A 22,921-nucleotide genomic window follows, 5' to 3' on the forward strand; every position below is an offset into this window, starting at 1 on the left:
CTCAGGCGGCCTCTTTTTTCAGGGTGAGGTGGTTCCAGTCGAGACGTCCGTCCGCGACCAGTGCGGTGATCTCCGGCACCGTCTGAAGCAGGTCCCGGGCGTAGGGGGTATCGGCCGCGAGCAGTGCCAGTACCGCTGCACCACGCTCCTCCGGCGTCCCCGCCAGGGCCCGTTGCAGGGCATCGTAGGCCGCAACGCGTTCGGCGAAGGGCCCGACACAGCGCCACAGTTCAGGGCTCACCTCGCGCCCGGCCGCCCATCGTTCCCGGGCGTAGTCGAGCAGGATCGCGGCCAGCTCCGCGTTGACCCGCGAGTCCAGGCCGACGATGGGGGAGAGTCGGCTACCGACGAACAGCGCCTTGAGCACCATGTGGTTCCAGCGATGCTGGTCGAAGTGGTCGCGCGGATAGGGGTTGCCGTGCACGATGGATTCGAACACCGCACGCATGTTGGAGCGCAGCCCCTCGCCTACGGCGTCCGTCAACGACTCGGGTCGGGGATAGAGAGCCAGTCCTCGATAGAGCGTGATCAACTCGCGGGCATCGGCGGTCCGGACCAGATCCCGGAACGTGTCCGAAAACGGGCGGTTGCCCTCGAAGGCGAGCAGGGCAGCGATGCGGGCCGCTCCATCGAGGCTCCAGCCCTCGGGATTCCAGCCCGGATAAGCCTGGTTCGCCATCGCCAGGTCCTGTGGAGTGAGCCTCAGGTCCTGCTTGCCGAGTCGTCGCGGCACCAGGCCGAGAAACAGATGGAGATCCTTCTCGTTGCCGCTCTGGCCCAGCGAGGCGTACTGCCCGACGAGCCAACGGGCTTGATCCGGGGCCTGACGGCAGGTCCAGTCGCGCAGCAGCGTCAAAGGTGTAACGGACATGTAAATTTCCGGGCCAGTGATTTCAGAAGCCACTTTATCGGGTCGCCAAAAGAATCCCCAAGCTCAATTAACTGGCCAGTCGAGGGGGCAGGATCCAATGCTGAAACGGACTTATCGAATGACTTTTTTGCCCCGATAGCGGGCCGGTACCTTCACTTTTCTAGTGATAATTTCTCAAAATCGGGCGTTGGTCGTCGCGCCGATTGTCTGTCCTTTTCCCAACTGATATGCAGTCTTTACAGATCGTTGCGATGAGGTCGTGACGATGGAATCTCACGCTCGAATCGGCAGGTCGGCGCCATGCACAACACCTTGGTAATTCTCGTGGTCGGGCTGACGCCCCAACTGGTCGGTGAGCATACACCGGCTCTGAAACGGCTCGCGGAGCGCGGTGGTTTGCGACCATTGAATACCGTGACCCCGGCGGTGACCTGCAGCGTTCAGGCCACATTGATGACAGGCTTGCCGCCAGGTCGGCACGGTGCCGTGGCCAACGGCTGGTATTTCCGGGATCTTTCCGAGGTCTGGTTCTGGCGTCAGTCCAATCGCCTGGTGGCGGGCGAGAAGATCTGGGAAGCCGGGAAACGACAGAATCCCGACTTTACCTGCGCCAAGATGTTCTGGTGGTACAACATGTATTCGACGGCGGACTGGAGTGCCACGCCTCGGCCGATGTATCCCGCCGACGGTCGCAAGCTGCCGGACCACTATACCTACCCGCCGGAGCTGCACGACGAGCTCGATGCCAAGCTGGGAACGTTCCCGCTGTTCACCTTCTGGGGCCCAATGGCGGACATCTCGTCGAGTCGCTGGATCAGCGACGCGACGCGCCATGTCATGGAGACCCGCAATCCCACGCTGACCCTGACCTATCTGCCGCACCTGGACTACAACCTCCAGCGCCTGGGACCGGACCTGTCGCATCCCGAGTTGCAACGTGATCTCCGGGACGTCGACGCCCTGTGCGGCGAGTTGATCGACGCCGCCGATCGGGAAGGCCGAAGGGTCATCGTGGTGTCCGAGTACGGGATCACGCCAGTGCGCGAAGCCGTTCATATCAATCGCGCGTTGCGCGAGGCCGGTCTGGTCTCGGTCCGCCGAGAACGGGATCAGGAGCAGCTCGATCCCGGCGCGTCGCGCGCCTTCGCGGTGGCCGATCATCAGGTGGCGCACATCTACGTCAGCGATCCGGCAGAGGTGCCGACGGTCAAGGCGCTGCTCGAAGGTCTGGATGGCGTGGAGGCGGTCTGGGGCGAGGCCGAGAAGCGGGAGAACGGTCTGGACCATCCCAACTCCGGCGCGCTGGTGGCGATCGCCCAGCCGGATCGCTGGTTCAGCTACTACTACTGGCTGGATGATACCCGGGCGCCGGACTACGCCCGCACCGTCGACATTCATCGCAAGCCGGGATACGACCCGGTGGAACTGTTCTTCGACCCGGCCCTGAAGTCACCCAGGCTCTCGGCGGGGTGGCGACTCGCCAAGCGGCGGCTGGGCATGCGCCAACTGCTGGATGTCATCTCGCTCAAGGACACCGCGCTGGTCAAGGGCGCCCACGGACGGCTGACCGACGATCCCGACCAGGGCCCACTGGTGATCTCGTCCGAACCGGACCTGCTATCCGCAGGGCCGGTCGAGGCGCAGGCGTTCAAGGCACTGGTGTTGGCCCACGTGTTCGAAGGCGAGGAGGGCGATATGGCCAGCCGCGAGACCGCCGTCGACGATGCCAGCGTCTGAGGCAGGGTAAAAAGGCCGGGCCCGGCCTTGCGCGTCAAGCGAGGCGGAAAGCGATAACGTCGGCGTTCGCCACCGGGTGGCCGGTGCTTCAGGTCCCGGACGTCACCCGTTGCAGTACCAGCGTCGCGGCGAAGGCCAGAACGCCCAGCAAGGCCATTCCGCTGGCGCCCATGGCCGCCATCAGCGTGGCGTCGTAGAGCGAAATGGCGGCGATCAGGCCCACGACGGCGCGTGGTACGTCTCCCGCCGCGCGACGGGATAGCCACAGCAGGCAGCGCGCGCCCCAGATCAGATAGCCGAGCCACAGAATCAACGCCAGCAGCGACGGTTCGGGGCCGGTCAGCATGGCGGCCAGCATCAGCGCCACCGGTACCGACAGTACCGCTAACGGCCAGGCGGCGCCCAGCCGGTTGGTCGCTTCCTGGCGGGCGGCGTAGGTCAGGCCAATGACGTGACAGGCCAGGCCGACGGCAGCCCAGATCACCGCCGTATCGAGGGTGTCGGCAACCATCAGCGCGGCGGTGAGGTAGGTCAACAGCCGGCACGCCCCCATCAGCAGCGGGCTCCAGCCGATCCGCTTGTGCCACCAGTCATAGCCCAGGATCGCGGCAACCAGCGCCAGGCCGGTCATGCCGGCTGGCGGATGGCTCAGAAGCAGCAGCCCGCTTCCCAGTGTCAGCATCGCTGCGCCCAGCAGCGTGACGGTCAGGCGGCCGACGTCTCCCCGGGGAATGGGCCGATCGGCACGTTCGCGGGCATCGATCTCGGCATCGCAGGCGTCGTTGAGGTACATGCCGCCGAGATAGAAAAGCGTCAGTGCCAGCAGCGACGTCCAGAGCCCGGCGGTATGCCACAGCGCGGCGCCACTGGCGCCCGCCAGGGCGCTGCCGGCCAGCACGTTGCTCCAGACCGTGGGCAGGTTGGAAACGCGCCCCAGCTCCAGCCAGATCCTGGCGCTCCGCTTCCTGGCTGGCCCCGCCGTGGTCACGCCAGCTGTCGTTCGACCCAGGTCAGCTCGCGGGATATGGCCGCTTCTACGCTCTCCGTGCGCAGGTTCTCCGGTAATACCTGCCATGTGTAGGTCTCCACTTCCAGGTGCTGAGAGATCGGTCGCTGGCGATGCAGGGCGAGAATGTCGACCAGGAACGACTGGGTGGTCTCGAAGGGCGCAATGGCGTCCACGAAGATCGGCACATGAAAGTGCACGCGCCACTCTTCACCATCGGCTCTGGCGTCGTCGGCCAGCGCCTCGGGCAGGTCCGCGTATCGCACCAGTCCCTCTGCGGTGGCGACCACGACCTGATGCAGGTAGGTGCGCTCGCAGAACGGCGCCAGGGAATCGCGCTTCGCCGCGTCGATCCGTGGAACGCGTAGTGCGGCACTCAACTGCAACTTGTGGATCGGGACGCCGGCGGCGCGCAGTGCCTCGATGCTGGCGGCCGGATCCTCGAACTCGACGGCAGCATGGCAGACGTCGTAGCAGACGCCGAGATGGCGCGGCAGCGCCTCTCTCGATGCTTCGGGGGAGAGTCCGGTCAGCTCGCTCAAGCGTGCCACGGCGGCATCGGAGTAGAGATAATCGCGGAAGAACGCGATGGTTTCGTCGATGGTCTCAAGGAAACAGTGCGGCTCGGGCTCCAGCGCGATGGCGATGGTGACCTGGGTCTGCCGGGCGAGCTTGACGCAGTGGGCCGCCGCCTTGAGCAGGTTTTCCGCCATCGCCGGCGCGGCCCCCTCGGCCAAGGGCTTGTAGGTGCCGGGGACGGTGCTCAGGCTCAGGGTGTCGCCGGCGACGCCAAGCTCCACCATCAGGTCGGCAAGCCAGCAGGTGTAGTCGAGGCGGGCGCGCTGCTTCCAGTCGGGCTGGTAGACGGCCTGCTTGACCGGGATGCCGTGGAAAGGGCCGAACGGAAACCCGTTCATGGTCACCACGCGATAGTTTTCCCGCGCGAGGATCTCCTTGAGCTCGGCCCGCGCCTCGGGGGCGCGGAGTTCCTCCAGCGCCTGGGCAGACAGGCGCAGACCCACGCCGAAGGGCGTCTCGGGGCAGACGTTCTGGCGTACGCGCTTGACCGGCCCGAGCAGCGCCTCACGCACCGCCTCCCAGGACTGAGTCGGGTGAATATTGAGACAGTAGGTCAGTTGGCCCAGATCATCATGCAGCTGCATCACGGTTTGCCTCTTCGCGCAGCCAGTCGATCGCGGCTGTCATGGTGGTTTCATCGATCTCGTGGACATCGTGTCCACGGCCCAGCGCAGCCAGCAGCGTGATCGTCAGCTCACCGCCGAGATGTTGCTGAAACTCCTTGAGTCCTGCCATGACGGCCAGATCGCCGTCATCGCCGAGCTCCATCAACTGGCTATGGAAGACCGGCAGCCCCAGCCGCTTCAGCAGCCACACGATGCGCCACTCGGCGCCGGCGGGGAGCAGCCCCGTGAGCACGGAGTATCGTGCGTCCAGGGCGATGCCGATGGCGACGGCCTCGCCGTGACCGATGCCGTGATGGGTCAGTGCCTCGAGCTTGTGTGCCGCCCAGTGGCCGTAATCCAGCGGCCGCGACGAACCCTGTTCGAACGGATCGCCGCCGCGGCCGATCTGCTGCATGTGCAGTTCGGCGCTGCGTCGGACCATCACCTCCTCGGTACGCGGATCGAACTCGGCCAGCGAGTCGGCGTTGGCTTCCAGCCAGTTGAAGAACTCACCGTCACGGATCAGCGCCACCTTGATCGCTTCGGAGATGCCGGCGAGCCGGTCGCGCCGCGAGAGCGTGCTCAGGAAGTCGAAGTCGTTGAGCACCGCCCAGGGCGGGGCGAAGGTGCCGATGAAGTTCTTGTAGCCCTTGAAGTTGACCGCATTCTTGACCCCGACACCGCTGTCGTTCTGCGACAGCACGGTGGTGGGCAGCCTGATCAGGCGGACGCCGCGGTGACCCATGGCCGCGGCAAGCCCGAGGGCGTCCAGGACCGCGCCGCCACCGATGACGATCAGGTAGGCGTGGCGATCGACACCGTAGCGCCGGATGCCCTCCAGCACGTCGTCGATGGTGTCCAGATTGGCCTTCACGGACTCGCCGCCCGGCACGGTGATCGGCGCCGCCAGCAGTGTCAGCCGGTTCGCATGGGCAGTGAAGTAGGCCTCGATACGACGGTTCAGATCCGGCCAGGTCGCCGCCACACCGCTATCGACATAGACCAGGCAGCGATGGGTCTTGCAGGGCTCGCGGCGCGAGATGACATCGGCCAGCAGGGCGTTGTCGAGGGAGAAGATCTCCCGGGTGAAGGCCACGGGATAGTCGTAGGCGACGGCAAAGCGTTGCCAGTGAATGTCCGACGATGCTGCGTGCCGGTTGGCCTCGAGAGGTTGCACGGGCGGCCAGTGCGGCGTGCGGGGCAGCGAGTCGAGGGCGAAGTCGCCATCGATCGAAAACGATAATGCGGGCCGGTTCATGGGTTATCGCCTGCGTAAGGGTCCAAAAATGAAAAAGCGGACCACTTCATCATGAGCGGTCGCGCTTGGCCTCTGGTTCGGGTTGCACCGGATTAGCTTCGGGCTTGGACGGGGCGGGCGACAAGAATGGTTCTTCTGCTACGAAGGTTTAGGGCCGGTTCACAAAATACGCCGCGAACCGCGTCGCGACGTGGGGTGGGTTCAGGCAAGGCGCGGGATCCCGGTATGGGTGTTCCCTTGTTCAATCATGCATAGAAGCCGGGGGTATTTGGGGCGCAGCCCGAGGGAACCGGCCGGTTTCCGCGCGAGACGTTATGAAGAATCAAGCGCTTGGCGCCACCATGCCCCGAGGCTTGCGCCTAGCCTCATGAAAGAAACGGCGCCACCATGATCGCGTGAATCGTGCGAGCGGATCCTGGTGGCGGATCGCGCTTTCGAGCCGTTCTCCGCTACCCCTTCAGGGGCGAGGGAGCGACGTCGTCCGGGATGGGGCAGCGGTAGGGCTCGCGTCGGGTCGCCCTGTCCAGCTCCGCCCGGGCCTCGGCCAGGGTGGCCGGATCCTGCATGAGCGCGACGGCGGTGCCGGCCATCACCTTGGCCGCCTGGAGCATGCCCTTGTGGCCCAGCGAGCTGCGCCCTTGGGCGACCACCTGCCAGGTGTGCAGCGGTGTGCCCAGGGCAAAGCAGTTGACGTAGCACTGGGCGGTCGGCACGACCCAACTGACGTCGCCGACATCGGTGGAGCCGTACATGAGCGCTTCGCTGGCACTGTAGGGGGCGAGGTCGTCGACCAGCGCCCTGTCGGCGAGCCCCTCGACGTAAGCCTCGCCAGCCTCACCCCCGGTTGCGATGATGTTGGCGTAGGTGGTGCGCAGGTCGTCGTCGCTGACCGTTGCCTTGATGCGCTCCCCGTAGGCGATCTCTTCGGGATCGTGACGCGGCGGGCCGAACGCCTCGAACCGTGACTGCATCAGCCGCTCCAGGATGCGATTGGGGCGGTAGCCCGAGCAGGCCTTGTCGAACGTCATCTCGACCTGGGTGCCGGTCATCAGCGCCGCGCCCTCGGCGATTTTCTGGATGCGTTCGAAGATCGCCTGGACATCGCTCATGCGTCGGGCGCGCATCAGGTAGAGCACCTCGGCGTCCGCCTGGACGACGTTGGGGGAGGCGCCGCCGGTGCGAGTGATCGAGTAGTGCAGGCGTGCATCCGGCACGATGTGCTCGCGCAGATAGTTGGCGCCCACGTTCATCAGCTCCACGGCGTCCAGCGCGCTACGCCCGAGATGCGGCGAGTTGGCGGCGTGGGCGGAGGTGCCCTTGAATCGGAAGTAGGCCTGGATATTGGCCAGCGTCGGCGTCGAGAAGATGGCATTGAACGCCTGTGGATGCCAGGTGAGCGCGGCGTCGACATCGTCGAACACGCCCTCGCGCACCATGAAGGTCTTGCCGGAGCCCCCCTCTTCGCCGGGGCAGCCGTAGAAGCGCACGGTGCCGGAGAGCGCGTTGTCGGCCATATAGTCACGAACGCCGACCGCGCCGGCCAGTGCGGCGACACCGAGCAGGTTGTGGCCGCAGCCATGACCGTTACCGTTGTCGATCAGGGGTTCGGCCTGGCTGGCTTCGCCGCGCTGGCTGAGCCCGGCCAGGGCGTCGTATTCGCCGAGCAGGGCGATGACCGGTTTGCCGGCGCCGTAGCTGGCGACGAAGGCGGTCTCGATGCCGGCGATGCCGCGTTCGACGCGAAAGCCCTCGGCTTCCAGCGCCGCACTCAGCGTTGCCGCAGAGCGGGTTTCCTCGAACCGGGTCTCGGCCAGTTCCCATACTTGGTTGGCGTGGTCGATGAAGCGATCGCGCTTGTTCTCGATCAGGGTGTCGAGCTGCCGGGTGGTGGCGTCGGTCGCGGTTGCGTCCATGAAATTACCTCTCTTCAGCTCTTCTCGGAGTGTCGGCGAAGCGCCGGGGCGTCTGCCTGCAGGGCCAGATGGGCCAGGGTGTGGATGGCCACCGCCAGCACGTCCTCGTCGAAATCGAAGCATTGATGATGGTGGCCGGCGGCCAGTTCGGTGCCGAACACCATGTAGGTCGCCAGCCCGCCGCGTTCCCGCACGCGCTGCATCATGGTGGTGGCATCCTCGGAGCCGGAAGGGCGGTTTTCGGTCGCGATCACGCTATCGATCCCGGGAAGAGCGGCGATGTGCGAGTGGATGAAATCGACCAGCGCCGGGCTCGGTTCGCAGTTGCGTGCTTCGCCGGCAAGGCGGTACGCCATCTCGACGTCCTGCATCGCCGCCGCGCCGCGCAGCACGGCCAGCGCTCGGCGTTGCATTTCCTCGTCGATCTCGCTGGTCTCGCCCCGGGTCTCGAGCTTGAGCGTGGCGGTGCTCGGCACCACATTGCGACCGCTGCCGGCGCTGAGCACGCCGACGTTGATGCGCGAGGCGCCGGCGCTGTGACGGGGGATCGCGTGCAGTCCGAGGGCGGCCTGGGCGGCGGCCAGCAGGGCGTTGTTGCCGGCTTCCGGATTGGCCCCGGCGTGGGCCGGCACGCCGGTGAAGGTGACATCGAGCTTGGTGGTGGCGAGATAGCCGTTGTGGCCGCAGACGACCGTTCCCTTGGGCACCCCGGTGCCGATATGGGTGGCGATGAAGATATCCACGTCATCGAGCACGCCGGCTTCGACCATCGATCTCGCGCCACGTACGCCTTCTTCCGCCGGCTGGAAAATCAGCTTGATCCGGCCGCTCAACTGCGCCTTGAGTTCGATGAACAGCCGCGCCAGCCCCAGCCCGATGGTGGTATGACCATCGTGGCCGCAGGCGTGCATCATGCCGGCGTTGCGGGAGGCGAACCCCTCGCGGGCGGGACGATGGTCGTCGGCCCGGGACTCCTCGAGATCGAGCGCATCGAGATCGACGCGATAGGCGAGTACCGGCCCCGGTCGACCGGTCTCCAGATTGGCGACCACGCCGGTATAGCCGCCGGCAAGCGCGGGCAACCAGCGCGCCACGGCGCCCTGGTCGCGGGCGCGCTCCAGCGCCTGGGCCAGTACTTCGGGCTCGGGCACGCCCATGCGGCTGTCGGCGTCGATCACCTCGCGGCCGACACTGACGTCGTAGCCCAGCCGCTCGAGCTCCTCGGCAACGATCGAGGCGGTCCGGAACTCGACCCAGCCGGACTCGGCGTGATGGTGGAAATCCCGTCGCCACGCCTTCAACTGCGGTCTCAGCGCTTCGATCGTCGGGGCCAGCTCGAGTTCGGTAACGGTACTCATGGTGTCGTTCTCCGCCTGTTGGATGTCTTCATGTCGTGTCTCCCGCCCCGTCCCTCGGCGTCAGGACGGCAAGTAGGTGGTGATACCCGGACCGTAGGGAATTCCCAGCAGGTAGAACGCCGTCAGCAACAGGATCCAGATCCCCAGAAATGCCAGGGTGTAAGGCAGCATCAGCGACATCAGCGTGCCGAGGCCGGCGTTCTTGTCGTATTTCCGGATGAAGGTGAGCACCACGATCATGTAGGGGTTGAGCGGCGAGATGATGTTGGTCGAGGAGTCGGCGATGCGATAGGCGACCTGGACGAAGGCCGGGTGGTAGCCGAGCTGCATGAACATCGGCACGAACACCGGGGCTTCCAGTGCCCACTTCGCCGAGCCGCTGAAGATCAGCAGGTTCATGCAGGCGGTGAAGACGATGTAGCAGAGGATGACCGGGAACCCGGTGAAGTCCATCGCGGTCAGCAGGTCGGCGCCGTTGACCGCGATCCAGGTACCGATATGCGTCCAGTTGAACCAGGCGATGAACTGCGAGGCGGCGAAGATCAGCACGATATAGCTGCCCAGGTCGCGCATCGCCTCGGCCATGTTCTCGGATACGTCCCGCGAGCGCTTGATGCGACCCACGGTGATGCCCCAGGTCACGCTGACGGTGATGAAGAAGAACAGGATGATCGGGATGATGCCGCTGAGAAACGGTGACGGAATCAGGCTGCCGTCCGGGCCGCGCAGCGGCGAGTTCGGCCAGAACAGCAGCGTGGCGATGGCGGCGACGTAAACCAGCGCGGCAATGCCGGCGTTGCGAAGGCCGCGGCGGGCGTTCGGCGGTTCGCTGCTCTCGACCTGCTCGACGTCGCCCCGGTAGCTGCCGAGGCGCGGCTCGATGACCCGCTCGGTGACGACGGCGGCCACGACGGTGAGCACGAAGACGGAGACACAGTTGAAGTACCAGTTGTCCACCGGGGTCACCGTCATGTCGGGGCTGACGATGCGGGCCGCCTCGGTGGAGATGCCCGACAGCAACGCGTCGGTACCGACGATCAACAGGTTGGCGGTGAACCCCGCGCCGGCGCTGGCGAAACCGAGCGCCAGGCCGGCGATCGGGTGGCGTCCCAGCGAGTGGTAGACCATCGCTGCCAACGGCGGCAGCAGGATCAGCGAGGCGTCGGAAGCGACATTCATCATGATTCCGGTGAAGGCGACGGTATAGGTCACCAGTCGCTTGGGTGCCGACAGAATGGTGTGGCGTACCAGGGTCTCCAGCAGCCCCAGCTTCTCGGCCAGACCGATCCCCAGCATCATCGACAGCACCAGGCCGAGCGGTGCGAAACCGGTGAAGTTATCGAGCATCGAGTCGAGAATGAACTGGATGCCCGGCGCCGAGACCAGGCTGCGAATCGCCTCCACCTCGCCACTGCCGGGATGCTCGACGGTGGCACCGGCGACGGCGAACAGTACCGATGCCACCAGCACGGCGGCAGCCAGCAAGACGAAGATCATGAAGGGATCGGGAAGCCGGTTGCCGAAACGCTCGATGGCGTTCAACAGTCGGATGGACAGCCGCGGACGAGCGGCGTCGCGAGACGCGGTCGCTGTCATGAGGGACTCCTGAGTCGGTTGTTGTCGACCGGCTGGACCGATCGTATGTTGTATCGCGCTGTTGTCTCTGCCTTGCCCGAGCCGACGGTCGATTGTGTTTGGGCCTGTTCATCCTAGACGCCGCGAGTCGCGTGGACAGGGTGAGCAGGACCTGAGGCGTCCGGCGTCAGGGCGAGTCGTTGTCATCGACCTCGAAACACAGTAGTGCCGGCTCGGGATCGGCAAAAGATGTCGATTACTTTTTGGTGATAACCTGAGGTAATCGCGCGAGTGGGGGGCGTCCTGTGCATTATCCGATCAAACTTCATCAGATTCGGGCCTTCGTCGAAGTCTCCCGTCGCGGCAGCATCCGGGCGGCGGCGCGTGAGCTGGGGCTGTCCCAGCCGGGCCTGACCAAGGCCATTCGGGAACTGGAGGAGGGGCTGGGCGCGGCGCTGCTGGTGCGCACTTCCCGGGGCGTGACGCTGACCGACTCCGGGCGGGCCTTCGATCAACACGCCCATCTGATCATCGAAGAGCTGCGCCGGGCGCGGGAAAACGTGGAGCAGTTGAACGGGGTGCTGCGCGGGCAGATCGTGATGGGGGCGTCGGCCACGGTGGCACGCACGCTGCTACCTCAAGTGGTCGGGCGCTTCCGGCGGGAGCTGCCCAATGTCAGGTTGCGGGTGATCGAGGGGCAGCTGTCGTCGATGGTGGCGGGACTGCGCGATGGCGAGCTGGATTTCTCGATCAATACGCTCTCCAGCGGCGTGCTCGATAGCGATCTCGAGGCGCTACCGCTGTTTTCGACGCCTTTCGTCGTGGTTCTGAGACGGGATCACCCCAAGGCCGGCGCCCGCCGGTTGAAGGAGTTGATCGACTGCGACTGGGTGCTGCCGACGGCGCGCAGCGGCTATTACGCCGATCTTGCCGACACCCTGGAACGTCACGGCTTCTCGCGTGACCAGGTCAGCGTGGTGTGCGACTCCTTCACCACCTCGCTCAACCTGATCCAGCACAGCGAGATGGTCGGGGCCTTTGCCGCGCAGATGACCGCCCAGCACGGCATGGGCGAACTGATGGAGCTGACCCTGGACGACTCGCTGCCGCTGGCGACCTTCCACATGATCAAGCGCCGCGGGGTGCCGCTGACACCGGTGGCAGCGCGACTGGCCAAGCTGTTCGAGTACGAGAGCCGGGGGGCGGAGTGACGCTCGCCGGCTTCTCCCTCGGATTATGCCGACTTGCCCGCGGCCACCACGGGCGACGGCGCCATCGGCTCCTCCTCAACGTCTTCGAGGCGGTCGGTGCGCCGCAATACCGGAAAGCGCCACATCCACAGCCCGACGATCGCCAGCGTTCCTACCGAGCCGATGACCGCTGCCGGCACGGTGCCGAACCAGGAGGCGGTGACACCGGACTCGAACTCGCCGAGTTCGTTGGAGGCACCGATGAACAGCATGTTGACGGCGTTGACCCGGCCGCGCATCTCGTCTGGCGTGGCGAGCTGCAGCAGCGTCAGACGCACGTAGACGCTGATCATGTCGGCGGCACCGGCGATCAGCAGGGCGCCGAACGAGAGCCAGAACCAGTGCGAGAGCGCGAACACGAGATTGGCGATGCCGAACACCGCCACCGCGGCAAACATGATCAGCCCGGCGTGTCGCTTGATCGCCCTGACGCCGAGATAGAGCCCCATCAGGAAGGCGCCGATGGCAATCGAGCTGCGCAGCGCGCCGAGGCCCTCCGGGCCGACGTGAAGGATTTCGTGGGCGTAGACCGGCAGCAGCGCAACGATCCCCCCGAACAGCACGGCGAACAGGTCCAGCGAGATGACACCCAGGATGACCGGCTTGTTGCGGATGTAGTGGATCCCGGCGGTGAAGCGCTGCCAAGCGGTATCGTCGGTCTGGACCCGTTCGAACGCGTAACGCACCGGCACGCCGGCCAACGCCAGTTGGGCAATGACGAAGCAGCCGAGGTTGACGCTATAGGTGAGCGTCGGGCCGAAGGCGTAGAGCAGACCGCCGAGCATGGGCCCGCCGATGACGCCTATCTTCATGATCGATGAGTTGACGGCAATCGCCTTGCCCAGCTGGTCACGCGGCACGATCTGCGGCAGCAGGCTCTGCAGCGTCGGCCCGGTGAAGGCTCGGGCGGCACCGAACAGCACCAGCACCGCGTAGAAAGGCGCTGCCGAATCGGGTTGGTGGAGCGAGAGCAGGATCAGCAACACGCTGCAGAGCGCCTGGGCGGCCCAGCTGAGTTGCAGGATCCGCTTGCGATCGAAGCGGTCGACCACGTCGCCGGCAGGCAGCAGCAGAACGATCATCGGCAGGAACTGGGCCAGGCCCACATAGCCCAGTGTCAGCGGATCGTGGGTAATGTCGTAGACCTGCCATGCCACCACGATCGCCTGGATCTGCATGGCAAAGACCGCGCAGAGGCGCGAGGCAAGAAAGGGGACGAAACCGGGCTGACGATAAACGGGATTGTCGGCGATGTCTGCGGGCATGGTGTCCTGGGCGTGAGGCAGGGGAGGCGGGTTAGCGTGCTAATGGCTCAGCATACGCCGTTTCCTGCCAAAAAGCCGCTGACACTCCATTGCCCGGTCGCGACAGGCGTGACTTCGATACCGGTTCGTATCGTCAGACGGCCATTTTGGATAACGCCAGGTAATGACGAAGGCAGTCGTTGCCCCAAAGCGGCGCGATAGCCCTTTTTCAGCCGCTTTTTCGACTTCTTTTGGCGCAGGGCCGGGCGTATAGTGCGCTCGCTTCCGGCTGTCGCGATCGCTTCCTCCCGCTGCCGGCCGATCTGAATTTCAGGCTCGAGGTCCAAGGTTTTATGTCTCGGCAGTTACTCTCCATGGCGCTGGCACCCCTGCTCGGCCTTTTTATCCTGGGCATCGGCAACGGCTTTCTGGCGTCGCTGATCACCCTGCGTCTGGACGCGGCGGGAGAGTCGGTCACTACCATCGGCTGGGTCTCGGCCGCCTACTACATCGGGCTGGCGATCGGCGCGCTGTTCAACGATCGGCTATTGCTGCGGATCGGCCACATTCGTGCCTACGCCTGCTTTGCGTCGCTGGTAGCGGTCACCGTGCTGCTGCAGGGGCTGTGGCTCAACGCGCCGCTGTGGTTCACGCTGCGCCTGATCGGCGGGTGGGCGACACTGGGTGTCTATCTGGTCATCGAAAGCTGGTTGCTGACCGCGGCGGATACCCGCGTACGCGGCCGTCTGCTGGCGCTCTACATGATCGCGCTCTACGGCGCCGGGGTCATCGGGCAGTTGCTGCTGGGCGTGGCGGACCGCGCCGGTGCCAGCCAGCCATTCATGGTCATCGCCATGCTGGCGTCGCTGTCGGTGCTGCCGCTGGGCATGATCCCGCGGGTCTCTCCGCTCATTGAGCACGCCGAGCCGCTGTCGCCGTGGCGGTTGATCACGGTGACGCCGACCGGGGTAATGGGCTGCTTCGGTTCCGGTCTGGCAGTGTCGGCCATCTATAGTCTGCTGCCGCTCTATCTTCAGCGCAGTGGTTTCGAGGTGCAGCAGATCGGCGAGATGATGGCGATCGTGATTCTTGGCGGGATGCTGCTGCAGTATCCCATCGGGCGCTGGTCGGACCGACACGACCGTCAGATCGTGCTGATCATGATCGGCGTGGTGCTGGCGGTGCTGTGTGGCGGCGTGATCCTGCTGCCCAACCTGCCGGGATTGCTCGCGGCGATGCTGTTCCTGGTGGGTGGCGGGGTGTTCGCGATCTATCCGGTGGCGGTGAGCCACGCCGCCGACCGCGCCCCGGCCGGCGCGCTGGTGCGGATGAGTCAGGGGCTGCTGCTGATCAACGCCCTGGGCGCCACCCTCAGCCCGCCGCTGATCACGCCACTGATGATTCATGTCGGCGATGTCGGGCTGTTCGTGGCGCTGGCCGGGCTGGGCGTGGCGCTGGTGGTCTTCTTCGTCTGGCGACGGAGCCGGCGCCCGGCGCCGGTCCCGGTGGCACCGTTCACCTCGAATCCCCAACAGTCGGTGGTGGGGGCCGAACTCAGCGTGACCGACGAACTGGTGCAGGGAGCGATCGAGCACGAGCACCAGGAGGATCTGTCGCAGGTGGTACCTGATGTGGAGACCGCGCTACCGGACGATGTCATGGCAGCCGATGGCCACAACGATCAGGCTACCACCGCCTCGGCGAGCGAGCGGTAGGCCACTCGGCGTCGGGCCTGGATACCGGGTTGCCGGGCGCCTAGCGCGCCGGGTCGATCACGCCGCCCAGCGACGCGTTGCGGCGAAACCAGCCGGCGATACTGAGCCGGGGCTGCCGGGTCGGGAGCACTTCGTGGGGAACCCGGTCGGATAGAAAACAGGCGAAAGTGCCCGCTTGCGGCTGAACGCGTGCCACTTCGCGATCGGTCTCCTGCGCATCGTAGAGCACCATCTCGCCGCCGCCGTCCGCCGGCCACTCCGGATTGAGGTACAACACCGTGGAGATGACGCGGTTGGCCCGGCCCCGAAAGCTGTCGTAATGCTTGCGGTAGAACGCTCCCGGTGGATAGAGGGCGAAGTGGGCCTCGAACTCGAACAGTCCGGCGTAAAGGGCGACGTTGATCTGTTGCTGGAGTTCGCTCATCAGCGTCAGGTAGCGACGCTGGGCCAGGCTCTCCCGATCCAGCCAGTGGATCGCGTCGCCACGGATGTCGCGTCGCAGCGTGCGCTCGTCGCCGCGGCCGATGGCCGCCTCCTGGAGTGCCTGGCGCTGGTGCAGTCGCTCCATGTCATCCCGCAGGCCCTGGCACAGGCCCGGGTCGAGAAACCCTTCACCGACATACCAGCCGCACTCCACCAGGCCGTCGATCAAGGTGACCAACTGGGCGTTGTCCCAGAAGGCGTCGTGGGCGTCGTTGGGTGTCATGGAAGACTCACTCGGCAAGCTAGGGCCTGTTCACAGTATACGCCGTGAGGCGTTGTTACGAGCCAAGCGCTCGCACCCGCCACAACCCCTGGCTCGCGTCCAGCCTCGCGAGAAAACCGGCTCCGTCGCGGCGCGTGGATAGCGTGTACAGGCCCTAGCTCGAACGATCGGGGCGCGCGGCAACGGAGCGCCGGCGCTGGGGGTGATAGCGCAATTCGCCCTGGGTGGGCTTGCGATCCAGGGCGATGTCGCATTCGAAGCCGACGGCCAGCAGCTCGACCAGCATCATGGCGGACAGCCCCCAGATCGTGCGGCCCTCGAACGGGTAGCTGGGAACGTACCAGGATTGATCGTCGACCGGGATCACATCGGTGTGGCTGCGACAGTCATCGAGGAAGTGGCGTAGCGGCACCTCGAAGATCGCCTCGATCTCGCCCGGTTCCGCCACCAGCGGCAGGTCCGGCGCGATCACGCCGACGAAGGGGGTCACGCGCAGGCCGTAGAGCGAGAAGACGTCGCTGAGCCGACCGATGATCTCGACCCGCTCCGGCGCGAGTGCAATCTCCTCCCGGGTTTCCCGCAGAGCGGTGGTGAGCAGGTCGCTGTCCTCGGGCTCCCGCTTGCCCCCCGGAAAGGCGACCTGGCCGGCATGCTGGGCGAGGTGGGCGGTGCGCTGCGTGAACAGCAACGTGGGCTCGGCTCGGGCGACGATCGGCAGCAGGACCGCTGCCTGGGGATGAACACCGCTTAAGCGACTTGGGCGATGTGCTTGCAGGCGCTCGCGGAGTTTCTCTAACATGCGCTTTCGACTCCCTGTTGGCAGGCGCGCCGGCCGGCGCTGTCTGGCGTTCCCGCGAGGCGCCGTCGTTCGGGGCTCCCCCCGCTCGAGGCCCTCCGAATTCGAGGCGCTATGAACTACTGTAGCCACTGCGGTCACACCGTGCGTTTTGCGATTCCCGAAGGCGACGATCGCCCGCGATTCCTGTGCGATGCCTGCGGCACCGTCCATTACCAGAATCCGCGCATCGTGGCCGGCACGCTGCCGGTGGCCGGTGAGCGCATCCTGCTGTGTCGCCGGGCCATTTCGCCGCGCAAGGGGTTCTGGACGCTGCCGGCGGGTTTCATGGAAAACGCCGAAACCGTGGAGCAGGCGGCGCTGCGTGAGACCCGCGAGGAGGCCTGCGCCATCGTCGCCGAGCCGACACTGTATACGCTGATCAGCCTGCCGCACATCAATCAGGTCTACATGATTTTTCTGGGCGATCTCGATGGCGATTTCGCGGCCGGGCCGGAGAGCCTTGAAGTCGAACTGTTCGAGGAGACGCAGATCCCCTGGGACGAACTCGCTTTCCCGACCATCGAGCGCACGCTGCGCCACTTCTTCGACGATCGGCGACGAGGTACCTTCGAACTGCATCTTAGCCAGATCGGCCGGGAAGAGCGGGAGCGTTACTTCGGTTCCGCCTAGCGCCCGCGCTCAGGCCTCGGGCAGCGAGGCCAACGAACTCAGCGGCCACACGTCGTAGGCGGGCTCCTCGTAGGGGTGTGACTCGACCAGCGCGGCGACCGCCGCGCGGATGCGATGATCCTCGCAGACCAGTTCGACCCGATACTCCTCGACCGTTTCCAGCGCGCCCGTCTTCCCGATGTGGGGAGTGGCGCCTTCCAGCGGACGAAACTGGCCCTCTCCCCGGACCTGGAAACAGCACGCCTCGTAATCGCCGATTCTTCCGGCGCCGCTGGCGAACACCGCCGACTTGACGCTTTCCAGGTGGGACTCGGGAACGAAGAACGCCAGCTTGTACATGAGGGTCGTCTAATCCGGTTTGTGCCGTGACGGTGGGCCGCGTGCGGCGATGATGGCATAATGCCCTGCGCTCCGACAGTGGTCAGGCGCGCCCCTGATCTCCGGGGGGTGGCCTGTTGCGCTCTGTCTGAAAAATGCCTGCGCTCGCCCATACGGCGTTAAAAATTGACGCAAAATGCTCATTTACACCTCGTAAACTCCGCTTTTTCGTCAATTTTTGCCTTGTCTGGCCATCGCTCGCCGATTTTTCAGACAGAGCTTGGGAACGCACCGTCCGAAATGAATCGTGCCGATCGGAAACCTTGGCGATGTGGAAATGGGTCATTGTGGTATTGGTTGTCATGCTGGGGCTGATGCAGTACCGGCTGTGGTTCGGCGAGGGCGGCATTCGGGAGTTCAATGATATTCAGGCTCGCGCCGATACGCTGGAAGGGACCACCGATACGCTCAAGGCGCGCAATGACCGCCTTGCCGCCGAAGTCGTCGATCTCAAGAACGGCCTCGATGCCATCGAGGAGCGCGCCCGCAGCGACATCGGCATGGTTCGGCAGGACGAGCAGTTCTTCTGGGTGCCCGGTGTCGACAGCCCCGGCAACGGCCCCGCCGCCAGCACGGGGGTAGTGCAGCCATGACGCTATGGTTGATCGTGCCCGCCGCCGGCCGCGGCCAGCGCATGCAGGCCGACCGTCCCAAGCAGTACCTTACCCTGCAGGGGAGAAGTGTGCTGGCGCGAACGCTGGAACGCCTGCATCAGGCCTTTCCCGAGGCCGTGCTGCGCCTCTGTTTGGATCCCGACGACGAGTACTTCGACGCCGAAGACGTGCCGTTCGACCGCTGGCTGCGTGTCGGTGGCGGCGACGAACGCGCCGATACGGTGGCGCGCGCGCTGACCACCCTGGCCGAGGAAGCCGCCGACGACGACTGGGTCATGGTGCACGATGCGGCGCGACCCTGCGTGCGGATCGAGGATCTACGTGCCCTGCAGGGGGCGCTCGAGGACGAGGCGATCGGGGCGCTGCTGGCCACGCCGGCGGCCGATACCATGAAGCGCGCCGATGCGTGGGGCCGTATCAGTCACACCGAGCCCCGTGATGGCTTGTGGCATGCGTTGACGCCGCAGGTCTTTCGCTTCGATCTGCTGCGCCAGGCGCTGGACGCCGCCCGGGCGACCGGGGTCAAGGTAACCGACGAAGCCTCCGCGATCGAGGCGCTGGGCCTGGCGCCGCGGCTCGTTACCGGCAGCCGCGACAATCTCAAGATCACGCATCCCGAGGATCTGGCCATGGCCGCGCGAATTCTGGCGCTGCAGGCCGAGACCTCGGCGGACGCACTCGACCAGGGAGTCGAAGCATGAGTTTCAGAATCGGCCACGGCTTCGATGTGCACCGTTTCGGCGACGGCGATCATCTGATGATCGGCGGCGTTCGCGTGCCCTTCGATCACGGTTTCGTCGCCCACTCGGATGGCGACGTGCTGCTGCACGCGATCAGCGATGCGCTGTTGGGTGCCTGCGCGTTGGGCGACATCGGACGTCACTTCCCGGATACCGATCCGGCCTGGAAGGGTGCCGACAGCCGGGCGCTGCTGCGGCACGTCGTCGGGCTGGTTCGTGAGGCCGGCTACCGAGTCGGCAATCTCGACGCCACGCTGATGGCCCAGGCACCGCGGATGGCCGAATGGATTCCGCGTATGCGCGAAGCGATCGCTGCCGATGTGGGAATCGAGCTGGGGGCGGTCAACGTCAAGGCGACGACCACCGAACGTCTCGGCTTCACCGGGCGCGGTGAGGGGATTGCGGCGGAAGCGGTGGTGCTGCTGGTCGCGGACGCCAAATGAGTGACCCGGTGTCGTCATCGATCGCTTGGCCGCCAGCCTGGCACTACCTGGCGGGAGCGCCCGCGACGGCTGGCGACTACCGCCAGAGCCCGGAAGAGTTCCAGGTCGAGGAGGTGTTCGATTTCATTCCGGAGGGGCAGGGCGAGCACTGGTGGTTGTGGGTGGAAAAGCGCGGCATGACGACGCCTGACCTGGCCCGACTGCTTGCCCGGGCCGTCGACATTCCGGTGCGGGACGTCGGGTTCAGCGGTCTCAAGGATCGCGACGCGGTGACGCGGCAGTGGTTCTCGTTAGCGCTACCGGGACGCGAACCGCCGCCGGACTGGGAGGCAGGGCTCGTCGAGCGAGGTGTCACCTGCCTCCAGGCAGTCCGGCACCCGCGCAAGCTGAAGCGCGGCGTGCACCGGGCCAACCGCTTCCGGTTGAGGATCGGCGGAGAGGCCAGTGTGTCGTCGGCTACCCACGAGCGCTGGGACCGGCTGGTACAGCTAGGCGTACCCAACTATTTCGGCCCCCAGCGCTTCGGCCCGGAGGGGCGTAATCTTTTTCGCGCCCGGCAACTGCTGGCCCGAGGCTGGCGCAAGCGGCAGGACCCGCACGGGCTACTGCTTTCCACGGCCCGGAGCTATCTTTTCAACAGTGTACTGTCGGCGCGGGTCGCCGATGGTACCTGGTGCGTGCCTCAGCCCGGCGACGTCCTCAACCTGGAAGGCACCGCGAGTCGCTTCGCTGCGACGGAGATCGACGACGCGCTGCTCGCGAGGGCGGAAGCTGGCGATCTGCACCCGACGGGCCCACTCTGGGGACGGGGTCGGCTGGAGAGCCTGGGCGAGGTGGCCGAGCGGGAAATCCGCATCGCCGCCGGCTGCCCCGACCTGGCCGAGGGGCTGGTGCAGGCGGGGGTGAACCATGAGCGGCGACCGCTACGGCTGCGGCTCAAGGAGCCCGAGTGGCAGACGGATGGCGACGCCGCCTGGCTCTCGTTCTCGCTGCCACGAGGTGCCTTCGCCACGTCGGTGCTCAGGGAGCTGTTCCGGCATCCGACCCTGGTCTGACCCACCGGCCCGACGCTCGAGGAGGAAGGAGAAGAGATGCGCAGACTATTGCTATCCAACGACGATGGGGTGCATGCACCGGGGCTGAAAGCGCTGGCGCTGGCGCTCGAGGGGCACTCGCGACTGCGGGTCGTGGCGCCCGATCGTGACATGAGCGGTGCCAGCAATTCGCTGACGCTGACACGGCCGCTGGCGTTGACCGCAATGGACTCCGGGTTCTATAGCGTCGACGGCACGCCCGCGGACTGCGTCTATCTCGGCGTCAACGGGGTGTGGGACGAGAAGCCCGACCTGGTGATCTCCGGGATCAATCATGGCGGCAACCTGGGCGACGACGTGCTCTACTCCGGAACCGTTGCCGCCGCCATGGAGGGGCGCAACCTGGGGATGGCCGCCATCGCGATCTCGCTCTGCGGGCAGCGCCATTTCGAGACCGCCGGCCGGGTGGCGGCCAGCCTCGTCGGCGCGGCGGAGAATCTCTCGCTGCCGCCGCGCAGCCTGCTCAACGTCAACGTGCCGGACCTGCCGTGGAGCGAAGTCCGGGGATTCCGCGTGACTCGGCTGGGATACCGGGGGCCGGCCTCCCAGCCGATTCACATCAAGGATCCACGTGGGCGCGATCGCTACTGGATCGCCGCGGTCTCCGAAAACGCCGACGATGGCCCGGATACCGACTTCGCGGCCATCGAGGCGGGTTTCGTCTCGATCACGCCACTGCAAACCGATCTAACCCGTCACGAGACGCTGAACGATGTACAGGGCTGGCTTGATGGATTGTCACACGCCTGAGGAACTCAGCGGTGTCGGCATGACATCGCAACGAACTCGCAATCGAATGGTCGAACGGTTGTCGATCGGCGGGATCCGTCACTCGGGGGTACTGGAGGTGATGGCGGCGGAACCACGCCACCTGTTTCTCGACGAGGCGCTGGCGCATCGTGCCTATGAGGATACGTCGCTGCCGCTGGGGCTGGGGCAGACCCTGTCCCAGCCCTGGGTCGTCGCCCGGATGAGCGAACTGGTGGCGCTGGCCGAGCCGCAGCGCGTGCTGGAGATCGGCACGGGGTCCGGTTACCAGACCCTGATTCTGTCGCGCCTGGTCAAGAGCGTCTGGAGCGTCGAGCGTATCGCCGCGTTACAGGCCCGCGCCCGCCAGCGGCTGACGCGGCTCGGCGCGCATAACGTCAATCTGCGCCATGCCGACGGCGGCATGGGGTGGCCGCAGGCGGCGCCGTTCGACGTCATCCTGTTGACGGCCTGCGCCAGCGAGCTGCCGCAGGCGTTGCTGTCCCAGTTGCGCGACGGCGGCATCCTGATCGCGCCGCTGGCGGACGCGGAGGGGCGGCAGTGGCTGACCCGGGTGCGTCGGCGTGGCCTGGCGTTCGATCATCAGCGTCTCGAAGAGGTGCGTTTCGTACCATTGCTTGAGGGAGTCATTCGTTGAAACGCATCGCGAAAATCGTATTGAAGGGGATGGGGATGGGCGCCGCGGATGCCGTTCCGGGCGTTTCCGGCGGGACCATCGCGCTGATCGTGGGGATCTACGAGGAGCTGATCGAGACCATCAGGCGTTTCGGTCCGGGCGCCTTCGGTGTCTGGCGCGAGCGGGGGCTTGCCGGCCTGGTCTCCTATCTCAACCTGCGTTTTCTGATCCCGCTGGTGCTGGGGATCGGTATCAGTCTGGTGACGATCGCGCACCTGGTGACCTGGCTGATGGCCCATCATCAACTGTTGCTCAACGCTTTCTTCTTCGGATTGGTGCTGGCGTCGGCCTGGGTGGTGATGCGTCAGGTCGGCCATTGGCGCTGGCGCTATCTGCTCCCGGTGATGCTGGGTCTCGTGCTGGCCGCGTTCCTGCCGCGTCTGCTGCCCGACATGAGCCAGGCTGGCGATGCGACGCTGTTCGTGGCCGGCGCGATCGCCATCAGCGCCATGCTGCTGCCCGGCGTGTCGGGCAGCTTCCTGCTGCTGGTGATGGGGCTCTACGGCACCGTGATGAACGGCATCAAGAGCTTCGACCTCGGGCTCATCGCGATCTTCGGTGCCGGTTGTCTGCTCGGCTTGTTCACCTTCTCCCGTCTACTGTCCTGGTTGTTGCGCCACCACCATGCCATGACGCTGATGACGATCGTCGGTTTCATCCTGGGTTCGTTGCCGCAGTTGTGGCCCTGGCGGCAGATCGCCAGCTATCGCATGGCCGCCGACGGACAGCAGGTGGCCCTTGCCTACCATTACCTGGCTCCGGCGGACTACGCCGCCGTCACCGGGCAGCCCTCCCAGTGGTTGCTGGCAGCGGCATTGATCCTCCTCGGTATCGTGGTGGTAATCTGCCTGGGAGAGCGTAGAGAGGTCACGACCTGACGCGTGTCGTCATCACCTCCGGATTTCTCGTTCCGAAAAAGGACT

23 protein-coding genes are annotated in these 22,921 nt (G+C 65.8%); 11 read left to right on the forward strand and 12 right to left on the reverse strand.

What is annotated here, in order from left to right:
• Position 1 precedes the first annotated feature (1 nt).
• Positions 2-871: an EboA domain-containing protein gene (locus tag DOM45_RS18335; protein ID WP_110602925.1), complete on the reverse strand. Its 870-nt coding sequence runs from the start codon at positions 869-871 to the stop codon at positions 2-4.
• Positions 872-1,171: 300 nt separating this feature from the next.
• Here DOM45_RS18335 and DOM45_RS18340 point away from each other — a divergent pair, with 300 nt between their 5' ends.
• Entirely contained in the window at positions 1,172-2,608 is a 1,437-nt protein-coding gene (locus tag DOM45_RS18340) for an alkaline phosphatase family protein (protein WP_110602927.1), read from the forward strand.
• Between the two features lie 88 nt (positions 2,609-2,696).
• Here DOM45_RS18340 and DOM45_RS18345 read toward each other — a convergent pair whose 3' ends face one another.
• From DOM45_RS18345 to DOM45_RS18370, 6 genes are all read right to left on the reverse strand, one after another.
• Complete coding sequence (locus DOM45_RS18345; RefSeq protein WP_205909508.1) at positions 2,697-3,596, reverse strand: UbiA family prenyltransferase; 900 nt, start codon at positions 3,594-3,596, stop codon at positions 2,697-2,699.
• Positions 3,593-4,777 (reverse strand): metabolite traffic protein EboE, encoded by a 1,185-nt coding sequence (gene eboE, locus DOM45_RS18350; RefSeq protein ID WP_110602931.1) that lies wholly within the window; start codon positions 4,775-4,777, stop codon positions 3,593-3,595. Before eboE ends, DOM45_RS18345 begins: the two co-directional genes overlap by 4 nt.
• Positions 4,764-6,056 carry a 3-dehydroquinate synthase gene (locus tag DOM45_RS18355; RefSeq protein WP_110602933.1) on the reverse strand — a complete coding sequence of 431 codons (1,293 nt, stop codon included), beginning with the start codon at positions 6,054-6,056 and terminating at the stop codon, positions 4,764-4,766. Before DOM45_RS18355 ends, eboE begins: the two co-directional genes overlap by 14 nt.
• A 449-nt stretch (positions 6,057-6,505) precedes the next feature.
• A complete protein-coding gene (locus DOM45_RS18360) occupies positions 6,506-7,969 on the reverse strand; it encodes a M20 family metallopeptidase (protein WP_110602935.1) in 1,464 nt (487 codons plus the stop codon).
• A 14-nt stretch (positions 7,970-7,983) separates the two neighbouring features.
• Complete coding sequence (locus DOM45_RS18365) at positions 7,984-9,327, reverse strand: amidohydrolase (protein ID WP_110602937.1); 1,344 nt, start codon at positions 9,325-9,327, stop codon at positions 7,984-7,986.
• A 60-nt stretch (positions 9,328-9,387) separates the two neighbouring features.
• Entirely contained in the window at positions 9,388-10,923 is a 1,536-nt protein-coding gene (locus DOM45_RS18370; RefSeq protein ID WP_110602939.1) for an AbgT family transporter, read from the reverse strand.
• Between the two features lie 284 nt (positions 10,924-11,207).
• Here DOM45_RS18370 and DOM45_RS18375 point away from each other — a divergent pair, with 284 nt between their 5' ends.
• Positions 11,208-12,113, forward strand: a complete 906-nt coding sequence (locus DOM45_RS18375; protein ID WP_110602940.1) for a LysR substrate-binding domain-containing protein — start codon at positions 11,208-11,210, stop codon at positions 12,111-12,113.
• A 23-nt stretch (positions 12,114-12,136) separates the two neighbouring features.
• Here DOM45_RS18375 and DOM45_RS18380 read toward each other — a convergent pair whose 3' ends face one another.
• Positions 12,137-13,417: an MFS transporter gene (locus DOM45_RS18380; RefSeq protein ID WP_110602942.1), complete on the reverse strand. Its 1,281-nt coding sequence runs from the start codon at positions 13,415-13,417 to the stop codon at positions 12,137-12,139.
• A 47-nt stretch (positions 13,418-13,464) separates the two neighbouring features.
• The gene (locus tag DOM45_RS20120) at positions 13,465-13,743 is read right to left on the reverse strand and encodes a hypothetical protein (protein ID WP_157958474.1); all 279 of its coding nucleotides are present in this window, start codon (positions 13,741-13,743) and stop codon (positions 13,465-13,467) included.
• Between the two features lie 6 nt (positions 13,744-13,749).
• Here DOM45_RS20120 and DOM45_RS18385 point away from each other — a divergent pair, with 6 nt between their 5' ends.
• The gene (locus DOM45_RS18385; protein WP_110603099.1) at positions 13,750-15,111 is read left to right on the forward strand and encodes an MFS transporter; all 1,362 of its coding nucleotides are present in this window, start codon (positions 13,750-13,752) and stop codon (positions 15,109-15,111) included.
• Positions 15,112-15,151: 40 nt separating this feature from the next.
• Here DOM45_RS18385 and DOM45_RS18390 read toward each other — a convergent pair whose 3' ends face one another.
• Positions 15,152-15,817: a 2OG-Fe(II) oxygenase gene (locus DOM45_RS18390; protein WP_110602944.1), complete on the reverse strand. Its 666-nt coding sequence runs from the start codon at positions 15,815-15,817 to the stop codon at positions 15,152-15,154.
• 154 nt (positions 15,818-15,971) lie between these two features.
• A complete protein-coding gene (locus DOM45_RS18395; protein WP_110602946.1) occupies positions 15,972-16,616 on the reverse strand; it encodes a CoA pyrophosphatase in 645 nt (214 codons plus the stop codon).
• 111 nt (positions 16,617-16,727) lie between these two features.
• Between DOM45_RS18395 and DOM45_RS18400 the strand changes: the two genes are divergently transcribed.
• The gene (locus DOM45_RS18400) at positions 16,728-17,285 is read left to right on the forward strand and encodes an NUDIX hydrolase (RefSeq protein ID WP_110602947.1); all 558 of its coding nucleotides are present in this window, start codon (positions 16,728-16,730) and stop codon (positions 17,283-17,285) included.
• Between the two features lie 9 nt (positions 17,286-17,294).
• Here the strand turns inward: DOM45_RS18400 and DOM45_RS18405 are convergent, their stop codons facing one another.
• On the reverse strand, positions 17,295-17,624 hold the full coding sequence (locus DOM45_RS18405) for a YqfO family protein (RefSeq protein WP_110602949.1): 330 nt from the start codon (positions 17,622-17,624) through the stop codon (positions 17,295-17,297).
• 308 nt (positions 17,625-17,932) lie between these two features.
• Here DOM45_RS18405 and ftsB point away from each other — a divergent pair, with 308 nt between their 5' ends.
• Genes ftsB through DOM45_RS18440 form a run of 7 tightly spaced genes read left to right on the forward strand, consistent with a single transcriptional unit; the run spans position 17,933 to position 22,876 of the window.
• Positions 17,933-18,256 (forward strand): cell division protein FtsB, encoded by a 324-nt coding sequence (gene ftsB, locus DOM45_RS18410; RefSeq protein ID WP_110602951.1) that lies wholly within the window; start codon positions 17,933-17,935, stop codon positions 18,254-18,256.
• Positions 18,253-18,978, forward strand: coding sequence for a 2-C-methyl-D-erythritol 4-phosphate cytidylyltransferase (gene ispD, locus DOM45_RS18415; protein ID WP_110602953.1), 726 nt, complete (start codon positions 18,253-18,255; stop codon positions 18,976-18,978). The genes ftsB and ispD overlap by 4 nt, the downstream gene beginning before the upstream one ends.
• The gene (gene ispF / locus DOM45_RS18420; protein WP_110602955.1) at positions 18,975-19,460 is read left to right on the forward strand and encodes a 2-C-methyl-D-erythritol 2,4-cyclodiphosphate synthase; all 486 of its coding nucleotides are present in this window, start codon (positions 18,975-18,977) and stop codon (positions 19,458-19,460) included. The genes ispD and ispF overlap by 4 nt, the downstream gene beginning before the upstream one ends.
• Positions 19,457-20,515: a tRNA pseudouridine(13) synthase TruD gene (truD, locus tag DOM45_RS18425; RefSeq protein ID WP_110602957.1), complete on the forward strand. Its 1,059-nt coding sequence runs from the start codon at positions 19,457-19,459 to the stop codon at positions 20,513-20,515. The genes ispF and truD overlap by 4 nt, the downstream gene beginning before the upstream one ends.
• A 36-nt stretch (positions 20,516-20,551) precedes the next feature.
• Positions 20,552-21,304, forward strand: coding sequence for a 5'/3'-nucleotidase SurE (gene surE / locus DOM45_RS18430; protein ID WP_110602959.1), 753 nt, complete (start codon positions 20,552-20,554; stop codon positions 21,302-21,304).
• Between the two features lie 19 nt (positions 21,305-21,323).
• The gene (locus DOM45_RS18435; protein ID WP_232822287.1) at positions 21,324-21,959 is read left to right on the forward strand and encodes a protein-L-isoaspartate(D-aspartate) O-methyltransferase; all 636 of its coding nucleotides are present in this window, start codon (positions 21,324-21,326) and stop codon (positions 21,957-21,959) included.
• Positions 21,956-22,876, forward strand: a complete 921-nt coding sequence (locus DOM45_RS18440) for a DUF368 domain-containing protein (protein WP_240612465.1) — start codon at positions 21,956-21,958, stop codon at positions 22,874-22,876. The genes DOM45_RS18435 and DOM45_RS18440 overlap by 4 nt, the downstream gene beginning before the upstream one ends.
• The last annotated feature ends 45 nt before the right edge of the window (positions 22,877-22,921 follow it).

It is taken from the genome of Salinicola lusitanus (assembly GCF_003206045.1).
Taxonomy (GTDB): Bacteria; Pseudomonadota; Gammaproteobacteria; order Pseudomonadales; family Halomonadaceae; genus Salinicola; species Salinicola lusitanus.